This is a genomic window from Candidatus Thermodiscus eudorianus, assembly GCA_015521085.1.
Taxonomy (GTDB): domain Archaea; phylum Thermoproteota; class Thermoprotei_A; order Sulfolobales; family Acidilobaceae; genus Thermodiscus; species Thermodiscus eudorianus.
This window is the reverse complement of record WAOW01000004.1, coordinates 23360-43045: the sequence shown is the minus strand read 5'-3', so window position 1 is coordinate 43045 and position 19686 is coordinate 23360. Positions and strand designations below refer to the sequence as shown.

At 52.9% G+C, this 19686-nt stretch carries 19 protein-coding genes; 13 read left to right on the top strand and 6 right to left on the bottom strand.

Going from position 1 to position 19686, the window contains the following annotated elements; translation table 11 throughout:
* Window positions 1–22: 22 nt before the first annotated feature.
* Both F7C38_01910 and F7C38_01905 read left to right on the top strand, forming a co-directional pair.
* Window positions 23–745, top strand: a complete 723-nt coding sequence (locus tag F7C38_01910) for a GTP cyclohydrolase IIa (protein ID MCE4600308.1) — start codon at window positions 23–25, stop codon at window positions 743–745.
* A gap of 38 nt (window positions 746–783) precedes the next feature.
* Window positions 784–1542 carry a hypothetical protein gene (locus tag F7C38_01905; protein MCE4600307.1) on the top strand — a complete coding sequence of 253 codons (759 nt, stop codon included), beginning with the start codon at window positions 784–786 and terminating at the stop codon, window positions 1540–1542.
* Here F7C38_01905 and ribC read toward each other — a convergent pair.
* From ribC to F7C38_01885, 4 genes are read right to left on the bottom strand one after another with little or no spacing between them, the layout of a single operon-like run.
* Window positions 1518–1985, bottom strand: a complete 468-nt coding sequence (ribC, locus tag F7C38_01900) for a riboflavin synthase (GenBank protein ID MCE4600306.1) — start codon at window positions 1983–1985, stop codon at window positions 1518–1520. The two genes, F7C38_01905 and ribC, sit on opposite strands and share 25 nt — an antisense overlap.
* Window positions 1960–2649: a 3,4-dihydroxy-2-butanone-4-phosphate synthase gene (locus F7C38_01895; GenBank protein ID MCE4600305.1), complete on the bottom strand. Its 690-nt coding sequence runs from the start codon at window positions 2647–2649 to the stop codon at window positions 1960–1962. Before F7C38_01895 ends, ribC begins: the two co-directional genes overlap by 26 nt.
* The gene (locus F7C38_01890) at window positions 2576–3325 is read right to left on the bottom strand and encodes a hypothetical protein (GenBank protein ID MCE4600304.1); all 750 of its coding nucleotides are present in this window, start codon (window positions 3323–3325) and stop codon (window positions 2576–2578) included. Before F7C38_01890 ends, F7C38_01895 begins: the two co-directional genes overlap by 74 nt.
* 15 nt (window positions 3326–3340) lie before the next feature.
* Complete coding sequence (locus tag F7C38_01885; protein ID MCE4600303.1) at window positions 3341–3964, bottom strand: stage II sporulation protein M; 624 nt, start codon at window positions 3962–3964, stop codon at window positions 3341–3343.
* 168 nt (window positions 3965–4132) lie between these two features.
* On the opposite strand from F7C38_01885, the gene F7C38_01880 reads away from it, so the two are divergent.
* Window positions 4133–4879, top strand: coding sequence for a DUF2192 domain-containing protein (locus F7C38_01880; GenBank protein MCE4600302.1), 747 nt, complete (start codon window positions 4133–4135; stop codon window positions 4877–4879).
* Between the two features lie 117 nt (window positions 4880–4996).
* Window positions 4997–5908 carry a CBS domain-containing protein gene (locus F7C38_01875; protein MCE4600301.1) on the top strand — a complete coding sequence of 304 codons (912 nt, stop codon included), beginning with the start codon at window positions 4997–4999 and terminating at the stop codon, window positions 5906–5908.
* On the opposite strand, the gene F7C38_01870 is transcribed toward F7C38_01875, so the two are convergent.
* Window positions 5880–8531 carry an ATP-dependent helicase gene (locus F7C38_01870; GenBank protein ID MCE4600300.1) on the bottom strand — a complete coding sequence of 884 codons (2652 nt, stop codon included), beginning with the start codon at window positions 8529–8531 and terminating at the stop codon, window positions 5880–5882. The genes F7C38_01875 and F7C38_01870 overlap by 29 nt on opposite strands.
* A gap of 198 nt (window positions 8532–8729) precedes the next feature.
* On the opposite strand from F7C38_01870, the gene glnA reads away from it, so the two are divergent.
* The 5 genes from glnA to F7C38_01845 all read left to right on the top strand — a co-directional run bounded on the left by glnA (window position 8730) and on the right by F7C38_01845 (window position 13833).
* Window positions 8730–10073 carry a type I glutamate--ammonia ligase gene (gene glnA, locus F7C38_01865; protein ID MCE4600299.1) on the top strand — a complete coding sequence of 448 codons (1344 nt, stop codon included), beginning with the start codon at window positions 8730–8732 and terminating at the stop codon, window positions 10071–10073.
* A 103-nt stretch (window positions 10074–10176) separates the two neighbouring features.
* Entirely contained in the window at window positions 10177–10929 is a 753-nt protein-coding gene (locus F7C38_01860; protein ID MCE4600298.1) for a KaiC domain-containing protein, read from the top strand.
* A 58-nt stretch (window positions 10930–10987) separates the two neighbouring features.
* Window positions 10988–12274 (top strand): IMP dehydrogenase, encoded by a 1287-nt coding sequence (locus tag F7C38_01855; protein ID MCE4600297.1) that lies wholly within the window; start codon window positions 10988–10990, stop codon window positions 12272–12274.
* A gap of 24 nt (window positions 12275–12298) precedes the next feature.
* On the top strand, window positions 12299–12742 hold the full coding sequence (locus F7C38_01850) for a DUF296 domain-containing protein (protein ID MCE4600296.1): 444 nt from the start codon (window positions 12299–12301) through the stop codon (window positions 12740–12742).
* 14 nt (window positions 12743–12756) lie between these two features.
* The gene (locus tag F7C38_01845; protein ID MCE4600295.1) at window positions 12757–13833 is read left to right on the top strand and encodes a DUF711 family protein; all 1077 of its coding nucleotides are present in this window, start codon (window positions 12757–12759) and stop codon (window positions 13831–13833) included.
* A gap of 1 nt (window position 13834) precedes the next feature.
* Here F7C38_01845 and F7C38_01840 read toward each other — a convergent pair whose 3' ends face one another.
* Window positions 13835–14410: a hypothetical protein gene (locus F7C38_01840; GenBank protein ID MCE4600294.1), complete on the bottom strand. Its 576-nt coding sequence runs from the start codon at window positions 14408–14410 to the stop codon at window positions 13835–13837.
* A 97-nt stretch (window positions 14411–14507) separates the two neighbouring features.
* Here F7C38_01840 and F7C38_01835 point away from each other — a divergent pair, with 97 nt between their 5' ends.
* The 4 genes from F7C38_01835 to F7C38_01820 all read left to right on the top strand — a co-directional run bounded on the left by F7C38_01835 (window position 14508) and on the right by F7C38_01820 (window position 19611).
* Entirely contained in the window at window positions 14508–16475 is a 1968-nt protein-coding gene (locus F7C38_01835; GenBank protein ID MCE4600293.1) for an arginine--tRNA ligase, read from the top strand.
* Between the two features lie 78 nt (window positions 16476–16553).
* The gene (locus tag F7C38_01830) at window positions 16554–17678 is read left to right on the top strand and encodes a magnesium transporter (GenBank protein ID MCE4600292.1); all 1125 of its coding nucleotides are present in this window, start codon (window positions 16554–16556) and stop codon (window positions 17676–17678) included.
* A gap of 22 nt (window positions 17679–17700) precedes the next feature.
* Window positions 17701–18246, top strand: a complete 546-nt coding sequence (locus F7C38_01825) for a hypothetical protein (protein MCE4600291.1) — start codon at window positions 17701–17703, stop codon at window positions 18244–18246.
* A 6-nt stretch (window positions 18247–18252) separates the two neighbouring features.
* Window positions 18253–19611, top strand: coding sequence for a hypothetical protein (locus tag F7C38_01820; protein ID MCE4600290.1), 1359 nt, complete (start codon window positions 18253–18255; stop codon window positions 19609–19611).
* Window positions 19612–19686: the final 75 nt, after the last annotated feature.

Here is a 19686-nt window from a genome sequence, read left to right as displayed (position 1 = left end):
CTAGGAGACGGGTGCGTGGAAAATGGCCAGGATCAGGATGGCGGTGCTCGAACTAGTCGGCTACAGGGAGTGGACTGAGGCCATCGGAGATGACAGGGAGTGGAGACTGCAGATAGTCCAGTCAACGCTCTATTCGAGCCTGCAACAAGTGATAGCAGATTACGGGGGATTCATCCTGCCGCTGCGCTATGACTATATGGCAGTGGCGGCTTCCAATGTCTCTGATGAAGGATTGAAGAGGCTCTACGATAAGGCCCGCGAGATCTCCCCAGTGCCTGTGAGGCTCGCCGCCTCGTGCGGCTCGACCCCTGTAGAGGCTATGGAGAACGCTTGGACCCGCATAAAAGAGGGCGAGGAGTTTGTTCTCGACGAATGCGGGGATAACGAGATCGTAGTCGCCGGCCATTTCGACCTTAACGGGATAACTGTGATGACGCGCCGCTTGGGGCTACTAACCACATACAACACCGTTCTCCACGTTATCTCGGAGATAGAGACGAGGGCGCACTATCGTGGGGCTGTAGCACAGTACCTGGGCGGTGACAACATTCTAGTACTCCTCCCATTCACCGGGTTCAAGTCCATCGTCGAGGAGCTAGTCGTCGTCCACGATCTTAAAGCCGGCGTCGGGATAGCACCGACTGCTAGAGAGGCGTTGAAACACGCTGCAAAGGCGCTTCACGACATAAGGACAGGCAAGGCAGGGGATAGGATACGTGTGGAGGGGGCTCATTATGAAACATAACCCCGAGATTACACCCTGTTTCCATGGGGACGCTTGTATTGGAGGATGAGGAGAAGATAGTACTGAGAATAGAGTTGACTAAGTCCCAGTACCTAGCCCTGGAGGCTCTAGCCGAGAAGAAGGGTTACAACCTGGCTAGCGATTTCGTGAGAGCTCTCATAGCAGAGGTCTTATCGGGGGGAGAGCACGAGGTAGAAGTGCCTAGATCTCCGCTTGACATCAAAGAGCTCTCAGAGCTCATCGCCAAGAGGCTTGAGAGGAGAATCGAAGATATACTGAACCCCTACACTGGGAAGATAGACGAGATCTACCGCCGGCTCGGAGAGGTTATCGAGCTGCTTGAGGCTAGAGAGGATCAAGAGCAGAGGAGGGAAGAGTACGTGGAGAGGCCTAGATCCTATGAACGCTATGAGAGGCAACAGAGGCAGAAGAGGCCTTCTGCTATAGATAGGTTGAAGGAGCAGAAGGTCGTGTTCTATAGTGACGTTGCCTGGATGAAGGCGCCTAACAGGCTCTTCCAGAAGCTGGAGAGGGAGGGAGCTATTGTCATATCGGGTGCAGGCGAGACCGTGGGGGTCGACCCGGAATACTGGGAGGAGTTCGTCAACCTCGTCTCTAGGTTGGGTATAAGCGATCCGGACGAGGTGGAGAAGCTTCTAACAACGAAGCTGGGAGAACAGGCTAGGAGGCTTTTCCAGGTGCTTCTGAGAAGCGGGTTGGCCTATTATGATAGGGATCTAGGGTCCTGGGTCGTACGCATTCCCAGTAGGAGTCAGAGGGGGCCCGCGTCAGGATAGCCCTGTCGTAGCCCTTGGCCTGCGTACCTTACCAGAGCCTGGGGGCCCTCCCTTAGCAGGCGGACTAGGTTCAGGGCATGCTTCCTGGTTCTGTCTACAGCTATCGCTTTCAGCTTCTCCGGGTCTCCAGGTGCCTCGTCTTCATGCACGGTCACATCTATGACTATCTTTCCAGTGAGCACCTCTACTAGTATCAAGCCTATGCTAGCGGCGAGGTACGATAGCTTGTCGGCCTCCCTTGATCCTATCCATCCCAGGGTGATTACCCCCTCGCATCCCTGATCTAGGAGTCTCTTGGCGGCTCCTGGAAGGTCCTTTACCCCAGGGACTGTGTGTCTTAGAATCGTGTGGCCGGGGAGGTTCTCCTCTATCGTTCTCACTGCTATTCCTCCCATGTCGACCCTGGCGAAGGTAGTGTCAACCACGCCAACACACTTCTTCACGTCTGCACGCCTCTATTATAGTGAATCCGTCTATGATTGGCCATTTATTTTTCTCTGCGAGTCTCGTGGCGGTTTCCACGCTCATGCTCTTCCCGTAGTCTAGCATCTCGGCGAAGAATACGCTTGGTGTTAGATTAGCTAGCCTCGCTAGGGCTAGGCTTAGCTCTGTATGCCCTCTTCTCTCGCGTAACGGTCTGCCAGCTAGTAGAGGGACGTGGCCTGGGGCTTGGAACTCGCTTACGAACTTCTCCCGGGCTTCCTCCGGGCCATTCTCGATATACAATGAGACTGTCTTGTCTAGTTCTCTTATTGTCCTGGCCCTGTCCTCGTCGGATATACCTGTTTTAACTCCTATATGGTTCACCCAGATGGTGAAGGCGGGCCTGTCACCGTAGCCCAGCCTCTTCAACGTAAGCGGGCGTAGGGGGTCGTGTAACGCTATCAACGTGTCTCCCCACGTGAGCCCTAGACCCGATGCAATCCTCCAATCCGTTGCATAGCAGATTAATCCCCCGGCTTCAGTTCTTAGCTTATACACTCTATCTGGCGTTGCATGGGAGGCGTGGAATACCATGTCAACTTCTCCTTCTCTATCGTCGCTGTCGAATACTAGTACCGGGGTCCCCTCTGCTAGGGCTCTTATCGCCTTTTCTATTCCATCCATACTCCTTCACCGCGGATGCTATGGTTAGGCTCGCTGAGACCACTATGGCTATAGTCTCTACTAGGGGAGTTGACCAACTAGGCATTTTATTAATCAAGCCCTGACTGCTACTTTCATCGAGTTCCTCTGGTGTATATACTCTACGGCCGCTCGTATTCGTGCCATTCTCGGTGTGGACGACAGGTTTACTAGCTCTGGTGGCGTCCTCTGCGGCTTTAGCTGTCTTTACTGTTATCGTGCCGTGGCCCGGGAAGAGGATTGTCATGTTTTCTCCTGGTTCGAGTTTTATGAAGGATAGTTTCCTCGTTGTGAATTCTTCGGTGCAAGACTTGTTTCCCGTGGCCTCATGGATCGGTATTAGCGTTGTATTGAGGGAGCCTGGTATCGATACTGTGGCTTTCCTGGGGCATTCTCCGGTGAATTGGATTTTCAGTGTTATGTAGCCTGCCGAGCAGTTTATTGACAGCAGCGTCCCACGGGTTATGTTTTCATCGACTTCGTATATGATGTTGTTGTCCGTGCATTGAAGCGCGTGGACCCCGGCACCATTAAATATAATTAATACTATAATATATAATAATACAATAGAGGACGTTCTATGTCGATTGACTGGTCCCGTATTTGGTTGTCTCAGGGAAGGATTTGAGCTTGGGGCGAGCGTTCTACCCTTATGCATACCATACACCATATATTATATTATTTGTAGTATTAATAGTATTATTACTGCTAGCGGCGTGATAAACGCCTCAACCAAGGCCGAGAAAACCAGTATCGAGCCCGCCAGCAATAGATTCCTCCTCGCTACCCGAGAGAATTCCACTCTTCTACCCATTAACTTATCTACAAAGTAGAACGCTGTTGATGTCGCAATCGCTATAGCTGGTATCTCTATGGACCCGTGGGGTAACAGCGAGGCTATCACTAGAGGACCTGGATTGGTGGACTGCATAATTGGAGCCTCTGTCAGCGCCCTTCTGATAACAAACCCTATGATAGACCCGTTAAACACGACTATAGCGAATGGAATGATCACTGTAACGCTTAGTATCGTTGATAAGGTCACGACTAGTAGATTCCTGACGAATATATAAAGGGGGATTAACAAGTAGGTGGCGCCCCTAAACAGGTCAACGTTTTCCTCGACATCGCTATAGCTCCGCTTGACGTACTCCGCAATAGGGGTTGACGATACCTCAGGCCAGTATAGGGTCGAGAGTATCATTGTAATTGCGAAGAGTACTACTAGCGATAGCGTCCTCACCTTAATCGACGTGTCGAGCAAGTAGTCATCTATTATGTTATCTGGTCTGCGCAATAGGCCCCACCCTCTATAGTGTTAAGCTTTAGAGTCCTATACTAGCTTATATGGCGGCAGGGCACTTTCATCCTTTAATTTAAATGCCGGCGGAGCGTATGTGTGTGGTGGATAGGTACCGACAGTGGACAACAATATAAATATCATATTAAAAATAAGGTGTATGGGATGGTTGAAAAGAGTAGGGACGTGCAGAGAAGGCTCTCCGTACTAATGGATCTATGGAATAGGATCATAGACTCCTGGGAGAGTAACGAGAACCTAACCAGGGAGCGGGTAATAGACCTGTTAAAACAGGCCTACGCCGAAGAAAAGATAACCCCGCTAAAGGGGGCAAGCACCCCCGAAGACCTCTACGACAAAGAGATGACCAGCCTCTACATAGTCGGCAAATACGGTATGGGCCTGGAGGAACTATACCCCAAGCTCTTCGACGCTCTATTCCCGAACGAAATAAGATACGACAAGGCGATAAAGATACTGTTATCCGAGGAACCCGAGAAAGCCAAGGACAAGATAGTAGCCCTAATGGGCGGGAGGCTCGACGACAACACGGTAGCCAGGATGTTCAGGTTGAAATTCACCGAGATATACTTCGGGTTCAGCGATGAAAAAGCGCTGGCAGAGCTACTCAAGGCGTTCACCAAGGCGTTCCCCGAGAAGGAGAGGATAGCCGTGAAGTACGCTAGATTCTATATAGCATTCAAGGTAGCCGCTTCGATCTACCGGGGGGAGGTTAGGGATAGGATAACGAAGGAGGCGTTAAAGCAGGCATCAGCCCTCGCGTTCTCAGATCTGCAGGGCTCTATACCGGACGATTCCTATATAGAGAAGATAGCCACGGGGGTCTTCGGCGTCAGGAGGAATAACTTGAGGCATATACTCGCTGGGGGACGAAAGGCTAAGAAGAAATAACACGTGCCTCCTTGGAAATAGTTTTTTAGAGAAATATGATCCCGGGTACCGGTCGCTATTATCTTCACATTTTTATATACCACAACATATGACAATCGACTCTCCGGCGGTTAAATAATGGTTGTATTGACGGAAACACAGAAAGCCATACTGAACGTGCTAGTAGAACTCTACGAGAAGAAGGGAAGGAAGGGGATGGTTAAGAGTAAGGAGGTAGCCAAGCTACTCAACAAAGACGAGGGGACTGTCAGGAACGTGATAATGATGCTCAAAAACATGGGTCTGGTAGAGAGCAGGACCGGGCCCGCGGGCGGCTACGCGCCTACACTTAAAGCCTACGAGGTACTCGGCACCCCAGCAACTTATACGCACCTAGGCTACGGGTACATGCTTGTATATAAGGAGGATGGCGTGAAGAGACTACCGGCTATCCACATGGAGATCATAAACATCTTCCGCCCGGAGAAGCCCAGAGCGCTGGCCAGGGTGGGAGGCGATATAAGCGTAATCCGGGTGGGTGACAAGGTTAGGGTCGAGAGCGGCCCCGCGGGCAAGCTCATCGTAGAGGGGATCGTGAGTAAGGTGAACCCCCAGGGGGGCGAGGTATCTATTGATATCGACAAGCTCGTGATTATACCAGACGAGCTGGTGGGCCGCGTAGCCACGAGGAGGCTACACACTATATCGGAGTCGATGAGCGTTAGGGACGCGGCCAAGCTACTCTATGAGAAGCGGATAAGGGGGGCGCCTGTAGTTGACCGCGACAACAAGGTAGTGGGGTTCCTCACGACAACAGATATATCAATGATCGTGGGTACGGGAGGGGATCTAGACGCGCCTGTATCCAGGTATATGAGGAGGAACGTGTTCACGATAAACGAGCATGAAACCATAATTGAAGCGATGAAGCTGATGGACGTCTACGGCGTGGGACGGCTACTGGTTATAGACAATGCAGGTAACCCGGTCGGCATAGTGACTCGAACCGATATACTCCGGTTCATACTGTCACTGCAGACGAGCCACTAGCGCCATCGCCGCCTAGGTACTCTAGGATCCTCTTGTGGAGCAAGGCTAGGATCTTCTTCCTATCCTCCATCAATACAATATCACTGTACCCCCTCACCACTAGCGAGTGAGCGAATGGAGAGGGATAGCTCAGAGGCCCCTTTATCTCTACTTTGACCTCGCCTGTCTTCAGCCATTCGAGAACCCTTTCAGCGTTCTTTATATCCATGTAGTCTTCGAGTATCTCCCTATAGGTCTCCCTTACTATTGGGTGCTCTGGGAACGCGTCTAGGAGTATCTTTAGGATGTGCTGTGCACTGAGCTGTAACCTCTCCGGGGAGCGCTCCCTCCCCTTATACCTTCTAAGTATCATGAAGCTCCTCTGAGCAACATGACGGAACCGCCTCTTCATAAGCTCTGTCCTCGATATCACTTTCTTGAGGACCTCGCGCGGATCCGATGAGAGTGTGAGCTCCAGCAGCTCTCGGAGTAGCTTCTTAGACGGCTTCTTCTTCAGTGTCAGCATGAACCCGTTGTCACTAACAGTTATCCTAACGGGCAGATCCACGATGTCTGAGAGCTTGCTTGCAAACAGTCGTGAGAGAGCGTCATTGACCCTTCTACCGTAGAGTGTGTGGAATACGATACTCCAGTATCCCTTTTCCTCGTCGGGGAAGTATTCTACCAGCAAGAGTTTATCCGAGGGCACGACCCCAACGTACCGGTCCTGCAGCGATATATACTCCAATATCACGCTCGCCGCATGATCCTCTAGGAGATACTCCTCTACAAGAACCCTCTTCGCAGTATCATAGTCCCCCCTCTTCAATAACTCCCAGATCCTCCTCCTGAATTCGCCCACCCGCAACGCGCTGTCGAAGCTTAACGGGAGCATCTCGCTGAACCAGCTCGGCACTGTGGGCCTAGCGTCCTTCGCGGGCTCAACTACGATCTTCGTCCCATCGCTTTTGACGAACTTGAAGGTTCTCCCGGAGAGTACGAAGACGTCTCCAGGCACCAATACCTCTGCGAACTCCTCTTCAACATTGCCCACGTATTTTCCGTCGACCGTCACAACCTTCACATCGGCCTCGTCGGGTATAGTCCCTGTGTTCAGCTGGTATATCATCCTGGCACTCCTCTTGCGCCCGAATACGCCTTCTTCCTCGTCATACCAGAGCTTGGCGTAGACGCGCTCCTCCTCTAGCCCGTACCTTCCGGCCAGGTACTCCAGTACCGACTTGAAGTCTTCGAAGGAGAGGTTGTGGAAGGGGTAACTCCTCTTGACCAGCTTGTAGGCTTCCTCGACGCTCCATTTCCTCTCTATGCTCATCCCGACCAGGTGCTGGGCCAGTACATCTAGCGGGCAACATGGGATTCTAACCTTGTCGATAAACCTCTCCATGGCAGACTTGGCCAGAACAGTGCACTCCAGGAGGTCGTCTCTATCAACTACGATAATCCTCCCCTTGCTAACGGCCTTTATGTGGTGGCCAGCCCTGCCAATCCTCTGGAGGAGCCTGCTAACGCTCTTCGGGCTACTGAGTAGCACGACTAGGTCTATGTAGCCTATGTCTATCCCTAGTTCCAGGCTTGTGCTCGATACAACTACCTTCAACTCGCCCCTCTTAAGCTTCTCCTCGACTTCGAGCCTCACCCTCCGGGATAGGCTTGAATGGTGCGCCTCTATCATGTCTGCATCGAAGAACCCTTCGCTGCCGAGGATACTGCGTAGCTTGTAGACTACGCGCTCCGTGGCGCTCCGCGTATTAGTGAATACGAGAGTCGTGCGGTGCTGCTTCACCAGGTCTATCAGAAGCCTGTAGATAGCGTCGTTAACGACGTTGGCTGGATCGTTTATGAGGTCGACCTTCGGGGTCAATACACGTATGTCGATGGGCTTCGCGAAACGCGCGTCGACTATCTTGACCTCGCGCGGAGTCCCATCATCATTATACCCGGCTAGGAATCTAGCCACCTCGTCTAGGGGCGCTATGGTCGCCGACATCCCTATACGCTGTAGTCTCCCTCCTTTCTCCTTGACTAGGTAGTCCAGCCTTTCTATGCTGAGGGCTAGATGCGAGCCCCTCTTGCTGGAGGCCACCTCGTGTATCTCGTCTACTATAATCCATCGAGCCGTCGCTAGGCGTTCCCTGAACTTTGGAGCCACAAGGGCTATAGAGAGGCTCTCTGGGGTCGTGATGAGGATGTGCGGGGGCTTCCGGACCATCTTCTGCTTCACACTAGGTGGGGTATCGCTAGTCCTGACCATGACCCTGATCTCGCCTAGGTCATATCCGCTCTCCCTGGCTATCTCTGCGATCTCCTTGATAGGCACTATCAAGTTCCTGTACATGTCGTTGTTCAGCGCTCTCAGGGGAGAGACGTAGACCGCGTATATCTTATCCTCCAGGCTCCCTGAGAGGGATAGCTTGAAGAGTTCGTCTATTATGGCAGTGAATGCAGCGAGCGTCTTACCCGTTCCCGTGGGACTCGATATAAGTACATTGTGTCCATCCTTTATGAGGGGTATAGCAAGTCGCTGGGGGAGGGTCAGGGAGGAGTACTTGCGTTTAAACCACTCCCTCGTAAAGGGCTGCAACTTCTCCAGTGTATAGTCGTCGCTTAGCAGTGCTCGCTGCATAGTCTATTGACCCTCGCGGCGTCACTATTCCTTCTCGGTCTCCAAGTGTTTAAAGACGGGATATATGCCGATGGTAGGCATACAACCATACAGATCCTCACGGGATAACAGTTGGTCATCCCCTTGTACAACTTTATTAACCACTGTGTTGAATGTTCTTGTGAATATGTAATTATAAGTCTCCGGCAGGTGGCCGATATGGAGCAGTCAGTCGAACCGGGCTCCGTTATACTGTTCCAGTACATAGACCTGGCCGGCTTCCTTAGGAGTGTCGAGTCGGTCTACCAGGGCGGCCGCTTCGAGACGGCATTTGACGGGAGCAGCGTCCCGGGATTCAGGCCTATTAACGATAGCGACCTGTTCCTGGTAGGTGATCCCTCTACCCTGAGGAGGGTTCCATGGATCAAGGGCTACTATAGGATATTGTCCGAGATCTATAGCACCAGTGGTGAGAGATACAACAGGGACCCTAGGTACATAGCTGGCAAAGTACAGGATTACCTCAGGGAGTCACATGGATTCGAGGCATTGGTAGGCGCCGAGCTGGAATTCTTCGTTCTAGACAGTCTAGAACTCGATGTAACTCACCCATACTCCGGTATCAGCTACTCTACCACATCGGAGGAACACCCCTGGGAGGCCAATTCAGTAGGCCGCCTCAAAGCCGCATACCATACTGTCGAGCCCGTCGATAAGCTACTTGAGTACAGGAGCAGCCTCAGGGAGCTGATGGCCACCGTAGGATATTCGAGGGTCCTCGAAACACACCACGAGGTCGCACTAGGACAGATCGAGGTCGACCTGGAAGCCAGCAACCCGCTGGTTATATCCGATAACATAATCACCTTGAAGTGGGTTGCACATACACTAGCCATGTCGGAGGGGAAGATCGCTGTATTCATGCCCAAGCCTATCTACGGCGACAATGGCAGCGGGATGCACCTGCACCTAAGCCTATGGTCCAACGGTAAGAACGCATTCTACGAAGAGGGAGGCACCGGCATATCACAGGTGGCCCGATCCTTCATAGCTGGAATCCTAGAGCACGCCGAGAGCCTCGCAGCACTCGTAGCGCCAACTACAAACAGCTATCGGAGGCTTGTCCCAGGCTACGAGGCCCCCGTGTACGTGTCATGGGGCTACCGGAACAGGAGCGCCATGATAAGGGTTCCCGCGTTCAAGAGCGCTTCGGCTGCCAGGATAGAGTTCAGGACCCCTGACCCGTCAGCCAACCCCTACCTAGCCATAGCTGGCACGCTGTTGGCCGGGCTGGATGGCGTCAAGAAGAGACTGGATCCGGGGGACCCCATAGACAAGAACGTATATCACATAAGTCCAAGCGACTTTGAAAAGTACGGTATAAGGATGCTGCCCAAGTCCCTCGACGATGCCCTCGACGCTCTAGAATCCGATAACGAATACCTGAAGCCAGTCTTCGACGATGACGTCATAGAAGCCTACGTAGAGATGAAGAGGAAGGAAGCAGAGACAATAAGGACGATGCCGCACCCCTACGAATTCTACCTATACGGCGCAGTCTAAAACCCATCAGAGCCTGAATACACGGGGGGAAGACCCCCAGCTAGACACTTCACCGCGCATTGATTATTACCCGCAGACGCCTCTACTATAACGGTGTCGAACCATGGTTGAGAGGGTCAAGACCGGGATACCGGGCCTAGACGAGATACTCTACGGTGGAATCCCCAAGCGGAACGTCGTACTCCTAAGCGGGGGACCAGGAACAGGGAAGTCCATATTCTCATACCAGTATCTCTGGAACGGCTTGAAGAACGGGGAGCCAGGCGTCTTCGTCGCCCTCGAAGAGCACCCGGTACAGGTTAGGATAAACATGGCCCAGTTCGGATGGGATGTAAGGCATTACGAGAAGGAGGGAAGCTTCGCTATAGTCGACGCTTTCACAGGCGGGATCGGCGAGGCGGCTAAAAAGGAGAGGTATGTCGTGGCGGATCCAGAGGATGTGGGATTGCTAGTAGACGTTCTAAAACAGGCTATCCGGGACACGGGGGCGGTCAGGGTCGCAGTGGACTCAGTCTCGACACTGTACCTGGCTAAGCCGGTATTGGCTAGGAGGACGGTGATGCTACTGAAAAGAGTCCTCTCGGGGCTAGGCACTACCAGCATCCTGGTAAGCCAGGTATCCGTGACGGAGAGGGGATTCGGCGGTCCCGGGGTCGAACATGCAGCCGACGGGATAATCAGGCTAGACCTCGACGAGGTTGAAGGCGAGCTGGTGAGGAGTCTACTCGTCTGGAAGATGAGGGGGACAAAACACAGCATGAAGAGGCATCCCTTCGACATAACCGACAAGGGGATCAGGGTCTACCCAGATAAAGTCGTAAGGCTCGGGCGAGGTTTCAGGATCGAGACACGCTAGCAAGGGCAACGCTAAACGCAATAACCCCCATCCCAACTCTCTCCACGGTGCCTAGAATATGGGTAAAATCGTGGGCGAATACCTGACCTTCGACGATACAGTCATAGTACCCGGGCTCTCCCGCGTGGAGCCTTCCCAAGTCGATATAACGGGGTACGCCTCGAAGAGCATCATGCTATCCATACCCCTCGTCTCAAGCCCCATGGACACGGTTACAGAGAGTAGACTAGCGATACTACTAGCGCGGTTCGGCGCGCTAGGCGTTATACATAGGAACAACAGTATAGAGGAGCAAGTAGAGCATGTGAAGGTTGTGAAGAAGTCGAACCCCAGCTTATGGGCTGAGGTACCGCGCGTCGACTCCCCCGAGGCGTTGGAGGACATGCTACTGAGGCTTGAGGAGACCAACAGCGAGGCCGCCATAGTCTACCACGGAGGCGTTCCCATCGGGGTTTTCATAGCCCGAGAAGCTGACCATGCCTACTGGTCGGGTAAGGCGCATGCACTGATAACGTTGCTCGATCTGGTTAACCCTGCGCCACTCACAGACGAGATGGGTAGGTTGATGGTAGGCGCTGCCATAAGTCCCTTCGACGAGAAAAGAGCTGTGGAGCTCGTGAAGGCGGGGGCCGACGTCTTGTTCACAGACGTAGCCCACCTACATAATGAAGGGGCTCTCAGCGCCCTGAAGAAGCTGTCCAAGATAGTCGACGTCGATATCGTGGCCGGCAACATAGGTACCAGGGAGGCCGCGGTCGATATAATCTCACGGATAGACAACATAGCCGGGCTCAGGGTAGGCATCTCCAGCGGGAGTATATGCAGCACGGGCGAGGTAGCAGGCACAGCCGTGCCAACGCTCCAGGCAGTAATCAACGTAGCAGATGCACTCAAGGAGATGGGGCTCCTTGGAAAGATCCCGATAGTAGCTGACGGGGGCATAAAGAACCCTGGCGACGCAGCCAAGGCGATCATCGCCGGGGCGAGCAGCGTGATGACCGGTAGATTCTTGGCTGGGAGCGAGGAAGCTGCTAGCCAGAAGATCAGGGTTGGAGGCAGGCTCTACAAGGTCTACCGTGGAATGGCCAGCAGAGGGGCTATGGAGAGGAGATTCGCAGCAGACAGGTACTCCAAGCCCAGCAAGGCGATAGAAGAGGGGGTAGAGGGCCTAGTACCCTACACTGGCAGCGCGCTGGTCAAGGTAATGGAGATGGCGACAGGCCTACAGGCTGCACTAGGATATGCTGGGGCCCGCGATATAAAGGAGGCGTGGTCCAAGTCCAGGCTAGCTAGGATCACGCCTATAGGCTCTAGGGAAGTTAAACCCCACGACCTAGTAGTATAACCTGCTGTCAGGGTGTGAACCGGTATGGCGAGCGGCAAGGCCCTCTTATCACGCGGCCGTGTCCTCTTCCTCAGGCTAGACGACGGATTCCGGCTTCCACAGGCCATCGACTCCGAGCTCGAAAAGCAGGGGATAAAGTTCGCGTCGATAAAGGGAATCGGCGGTATTAGATGGGCTAGAATCGCGGTGTTCAGCCCCGCCGAGAAAAAATACTATCCAGTCGACCTGGAGGCAGAGCCGGGAATGACGATGGAGATGACGAGTTTACTGGGTAACAGCGTGTTAGGCCCCGACAACACATACTACACGCACCTCCACATAGTGCTAGCTAGGAAGCCAGGCGAAGTATACTCGGGGCATCTTATCGAAGCGGAGATACATCCCCTGGCGGAGATCTTCATAGAAGAGAATATAGGCTCCCTAGGAGACGTGCAACGCCTCCTGTCCAATAGATGGAGCCAGTGGTGACGGGTGGCTCTAGGATGACTAAACCCTACCGTGTAAGGATGCTAACACTCCACCTAGACTGTAAGCGCGTCGAGGATCCCCTAGGCGAGCTAGAAGATGCATCCTACCGGCTATCGGAGGCCAGCGACGTTATAGTAGGAGAGTACGGCTATGAGGTCTGGACTAGGAGGATAGTCCTGGACAACTGTAGCATAGATGAAGCCTCAGAAGTAATCGAATCCAACATGTCAGGCGAAGAACTTGTCTCCCTCGGCAACTACAGGGCTGATAGCGTAACCACAGGGTTCCTGGAGAGGCTGACCGAGGAAGGATACTATGCATCGCTTCAACTGGGAGAGGGATGGCAAGAGGCTAGACACGCGAGTAAACTAATCCATGAACTATCGGAGAAGGAGCCCAGTAGAGCCACCCATATCGGGATAAACACTCTTGGAGAACCCATCGAGACACCCTACTTCCCACTGGCTGGTACAAAGACCCACAGGGGGCTCACGCTGGGACTCCTCTACCCGAATTACCTCCTCGAAGCCTATAGGAAGGGCGGCTTCGACGGCCTCGTCTCAGCGATAAACTCAGCGGCTAGAGGAGCCCATGAGATGCTGCAGAGAGCCTCGGAGATAGCCAAGGCGACTCCAGTCGGGGTGGACTTGAGCCCCTCTCCTTGGATGGCCGAGTCCACCCTAGGCCTCGTGGAATATGTAGCCGGGGTCAGGCTACCCGAGCCGGGCATAGCCTACGGTATCTCACTGGTTAACAAGGCTATCCAGCAAGTCAATAGCGTACCGCTAACCGGGTTCAACGAGGTCCAATTGCCTATAGCAGAGGACTTGAAGATGAAAGCCCGGGTCTCCGAGCTGAATACAAGTGCACGAGATATAGCAAGGCTAAGCGGCGTCTGTCTAGCCGGGCTAGACCTAGCCGTGGTTCCCGCTGACATCGACAAGGTCGCCGGGTTGCTGCTAGAGGTGAAGGGCTATTCCATCTCCAAGGGTAAGCCCTTAGGCGTCAGAATCATACCGGTCGACGAGGTGGAGCCGGGGGATAAAGTCTTCCTTGAGAAGTTCGGCGAAACACCAGTGATACCTATCTGAACTACGTACAGGTTAAGCTGCGCAGGCAGTCGATCAGCGTCTTCAACCTAGCCTTATACCTCCTTAACACGTTGCAGACCTCCTCCAGAGCATGCCTCTCCGCTGGTAGTATGATGTGGAGCTTGTCATGGGCTGCTATTTCAACGTGGTAGCCAAGGGGCTTCATCCTCCTATAGCAAGTCCGGGTAAAGCCAGCTCTTACCCCGCATCTAACCACCGACTCGGCGTCTTCCAGGGTCTTGGCCGCTATGTGCAGTATCGGTGGTTGCAGGCTAATCCAGGTGATGAGATCGTTTCCACCTGGGTTGTCCCCTTCGATGTTGTCGAGTACTTCGAGGCATCTCTCCGCGCTGTGCGACGAGTAGACTATCTCGGCGCCGCGTTTATCGAAGAGGCTTCTTCCCCTCAAAACAACTATTCTTCCACTACAGCTACTTGTGGTAAACATACACTCCCTGTCTCTATTGAACTCCGCCAGGAACTCTACTATGTCTTGGTCAACTTTGCCCGCCCGCATGTGCTCTTCGAGCCTGGATAGAGCGTAAGCCCTGGACGAGGCCCACTGATCTTCATCCATGGAGGCTGACCATGTCAGATATCCATGGAGTCACTACCTATATTTTAGTTGGGACCGAGCTTCAACACTACACCCAGGAGGGCTAATGGTGTAAGAGATGAACTCCAACAGAGCCGATCCCTATACAGAGCTACACACCAAGTTGACCGAGATCGTATCCAGGAGAACTGGCGAGGATCCCAGGAGGGTTTCGTGGCTGATAACCCCTCCGCGGAAGGGGTATGGAGACCTCTCTATACCCCTCGTCAGGTTCTCCCGAAGACACGGGATAAGCCCGGACACGCTCTTCTCCGATATTCTAAGCGATATAAAGGATCTCGGGCTTCCCATCGAAAAAGCCTCTCTTGAGAAGGGATACATGAACCTGGCCCTGGACGTGCCCGAGCTCGTGAAGAGACTCTCAGCCATGCTAAGCGGGGGGTGGACAGTCAGGATACCGCCCATCGATAACCCTCTCAGGATAGTAGTCGAGCACACCAGCGCTAACCCGATTCATCCACTTCATATAGGACACGCGAGGAATACTAGTATAGGCGATACACTGGCCCGGATGCTGGAGGCCCGGGGCCACATAGTAAATACCAGGTTTTACATAGATGACGTCGGCAAGCAAGTCGCCATCGTAGCCTACGGGTTCAAAGTGCTAGGCGTAGACCCGCTGGAGGAGGCCAGGAAGCTTAATATGAAGCCCGACCACCTAGTCGGCTGGGTCTACGCCACGACGTTCACATTACTCGATATAGCCAGGCTAAAAAGAGAGATAGACGGGCTAACAGACGACCAAGATAAGAAGACTCTACTCGGCAAGCTAGACGAGCTAATCGCTATAGCGGCCGGTTTAAAAGAGCGAGATCCCGGATCCTACTTCGATAAGCTACTAGCAGGGCTTGAACCTGGAGTCGACCATGAAGCCGAGATACAGAAGCTTATGCAGCGCTATGAGAGGGGGCTTGAACCCGAGAGGAGCCTGGTTCGGCGTGTCACGGGCACAGTCCTCGAAGGATTCAAGGAGACGCTCTCGCGCCTTGAAGTGGAATTCGATGACTGGGACTGGGAGAGCGATATTGTGTGGAGTAGCCGGGTTGCAAAGATAATAGAGGAGGCGAAGAAGAGTCCCTACTATATCAAATACAAGGGAACAGACGCCATAGACATACCTAGGATAATAGAAGAGGTTCTGGAGAGGGACCTGGAAGCTAGGAATGCCATAAGGATCCCGAAGGGATGGGAGATCCCTCCCCTAATACTAGTGCGGGCCGACGGGACGACCCTCTACACGACGAGAGACCTAGCGTATACGCTCTACAAGTTCGAGGAATTCTCGTCGGACAAGGTAGTCAACGTTATAGGAGCGGACCAGAGACTGGCTCAGCTACAGTTGAGACTGGCACTTCTAGGACTGGGTTATAAGAAGGAGGCGCTAAACCTCATACACTATGACTATGAGATAGTGAGTCTCCCGGGGCAGAGGATGAGTAGTAGAAGAGGTAAACTAGTGGATCTAGACGGCATCCTGGACTCCCTCCATGCACGGGCGTCCTTGGAGGTCAGGAAGCGGAACCCTGAGGCCAGTGAAGAGTGGGTCGATGATGTGGCGTGGAAGATAGCTGTTGGAGCCTTAAGGTTCGCTCTTGTAAGAACCAATGCCAGGAGGCCTATAGTGTTTGACCCCGAGCGGGCCCTGAATCTAGAGGAGAACTCGGGTCCCTACCTCCAGTACACCCATGCGAGGGCCGTCGGGATCCTGAGGAAGCATGGCCCGGTGAACTACGACTCTATAGACTATAGCCAGTGCAACCTAGATAAGAGAAGGACTCTCATACTGAAAGCCCTCCGCTACCCCCTCACAGCCGCTAAAGCAATAGATGACATGGCTCCAGAAGACCTAGCCAGCTACCTCTTGAAGCTAGCCGACGAGTTCAACAGCTGGTACCAGGTCGACCCCGTTATCAGGGAGACTAACGAGGGAGCCCGCGAGTGCAAGGCCCTAATCGTCGAGCTTCTCCGACAGACCCTCCGAGACGGCCTCAGCCTACTAGGTGTCCCCACGCCCGATAGAATGTAGCTTCCGGGGCGAGCCGCTCTGTCCCCCAGGTTTCCATCGCGGAGATGGCTACTTGGCGAGTTCAGTCTAAAGGGAGCCTTGCAGGTAGCCGCTGGCCTACACATAGCTAACATCGGCGATTTTTTTAATATCGTGCTCATGGCGTTCTTCGCCAAGACACTGCTGAGGCATCCCGAGGCTTTAGCCCTGGTCCCTAGCCTAGCCGCCATGAGGGGGGCTATAGTCACGAGCATGGCCTCCCGCGTATCTACGGCTCTACACCTGGGAACACTGAAACCCTCAAATACAATAATATTAAAGAGGGAATTCCCGGTTCTATTATCGCTGGCCCTCCTAACGAGCACATACGCGGCGATCATCGTGGGCGTAACGACTGGATACGACATCTACCGCGAGATAGGGATAGGAGCACTCTCAGGGCTCCTATCCATAATATTCCTAGCCCCTACTAGTGTAGCGATAGCGACCTTCGGATACCGTAGGGGTTTGGACCCGGACCGGTATATGGCCCCCATATTGACGGTTATAGGCGATATATCGACGTCGCCGACGATAGTCGCTGTTGTCCTGCTCCTCGATAGAGTGAGCGGGGATGGGTCGATTCTTATAGCCTTGACACTGGCGTACGCCTCGCTGTCATCGATTATAGTCCTAGCTAGGGGGCTGCCCGGCAGGGCGAGGGTTCTAGCCGAGTCGATAACCGCGTTAGCAATCGTCGGACTCTTCGAGGCCTACGCGGGTGGATCCCTGGTGAAGTACTCTCAGTTGTTCGTCGCCGTCGGAATATTACATGCTATACCGAGTATAATGGAGGATGTAGGTGCTGCAGCTAGCGTTGTTGCATCGAGGCTGTCGACCTTGTCACACCTCTACGGGCTAACTGGCTCTATCAAGAAGGTCCCAGCGGTCATCCTTGAGGTGATTGTGGGAAGCATAAGTCCGCTCCTCGCATTATCTCTTATCGCGTTTATGACAGGGTCCATCGCTGGGTTCACGCCCGAGATAGGAGTCCTCGCTACGGTGATATGCATCGGGGGATTGGTCAGCATCCTAGCCTTCTCGCTTGTATCCCTGGCTCTTGTACACGCAAGCATCATAACGGGAGCGGATCCCGATAACGTTGTAATACCGGTGCTGACTTCTATAGTAGACGCCCTCTCCATACCACTACTGGCCTTGATCGCCACGGCGATCTACATGTAGAGAGGCTCTAGGGGGATCCGCGATGGCTACACTTAGGCTATTCATGGTTATGCAGAGGATATGGCTCCTGATGATTATGATGTCGGGAGGTATAGCTTTCGTTGTGGCGTTGGAGTTGCTCCCAGGCCGCTCCGGATTGTACATTGGCATTTTCATGGTTATATTAAGTATTATAGTGGCTCTGGCTTACTGGTTCTACTCGGCCCAACCCAAGATCCGTGGGGTCGAAAAGCTAACGGACATATGCGGCGGTAACGTGACATACTGGCCCAGAAAGCACTCCTTCCTATGCAAGAAGGACGGCGAGCTCTACTGCTACAACTACGCCACATCAATGTACTATAGGATAGCCCTGCAAGACCATGATCCGCAGGGTAAGAAGATCGGGGTTCTGACTCCCCTCGACTATTATTGTTTCAAGATGCTTGGGGGGAAACTCATAAGTAAAGACGGGGTCAACGAGTACACGGGAAGGCTCGAAACCTTGACCGCTGACCCGGGTAGAGTGGTTCGTGGGAGCGGGAGGGTGGTGTACTCCAGGAACCCGGAGAACCTGGAAAAGGGCTGAAGAGAGATGGGTATCCCTAGAGCCAGGCTCTACGCCATCATAGTGCTATACGCCTTGTTAATGATAATGGCGACCTCGATCTTCTCGATACCTCGTCAACCGAGCTACGAGCTATCGTTAATCGGGCCCCTGCCAGAGGGCTACTCGGGTATAATGAGAGTCCTGGAGTATAATTCCTCAAGTGGTGTTTTGGTGGCTAGAATCAGCACTAGTAGAGGAGTAGGCGTGTTAGTAGAGTCTGCTGGTCGGACCGTGTTTATCTCGTTGAAGGGGTTTGGTGAACCTAGAGACGCGTGTACGCGTGGCAACTATGTTTATATATTGACTAGTCAGAATAAAGTAATAAAATATGACGTTGTTTCGCGTGGAGCCTGGATGCTCCAGCTAGAGCCGGCCGGGTCGACTGGGTCGCGTATAATATGTGGAGACGTACTAGCTGTTATATTATCATCAAATGATTATACTACTATAGCCGGTATAACCATGGGGGATAAACCTAGTGTAAGGTATGTGTTCCGCCTTGAGGGGAGCTTGATTAGTGAAACAGCCTCCGGCGATAAACTCTATATTGCATTAAATAAGGATAATATACAGGAAATATCCTTGGTGAGGCTCAGCGATGGACGAATCATCAAATCTATAATAATACCACAATACATGAATATAAGCATAAATAAGATAATATACACGGACAGACTATACATCCTAGGGTCGAACGGCAACATCGGAGCAATATACATCCCAGAGACACTGGATCTCTACAGGATCAAATACAACTCCACGGGCGAGACCCTAATAGAAGTGGTCATACAAGACAAGGACAGGGTTGTCGCCCTCGTCAGACCCCCTGCATCATGGATGCAAATCGTAGAGATAGAACCCAGCGATAAAGCGACTAATATAGAGCTCTTCTCCTCATACATGTACTCATTCCTCTACGCAACATCAGACGAAACCCGTGGAATCGACATAGTGGGGATAACATACAACGGCTCCCAGAGATACATCTCAATACTGAAAGCCCTCTCAGACAATACTGGCATAATAAGCGAGTGGAATACTGTCTTCGTCGCCAAACACACTGGCAACGATCCAAGCATCATACACGTAAAAATGAAGTATCTCCCAGGCGATACAACTCGCGGGAAAGCAAGACTCCATGTCAGCGAGCCGGAAAAACTAGATATACCTGTAGAAGAGCTAAACACGCCCAAACGGATCCTCCACGAGGAGAAACCATACCTACGCCGCATACTAACACTGACAGCCCTAACCGTTCCACTAGCCTACATAACATACTCTAGCATAATAGAATCCAGCGGAGAGACAGGATTTAACCGTCCACCTAAACAATGGGATACGTGACGGGGACCTCCTCCCCGCCGACGCCCGCGTGGAGCGGTTGGAATGAGGCGGGGCTCCGTCATACGTATCAAGAAA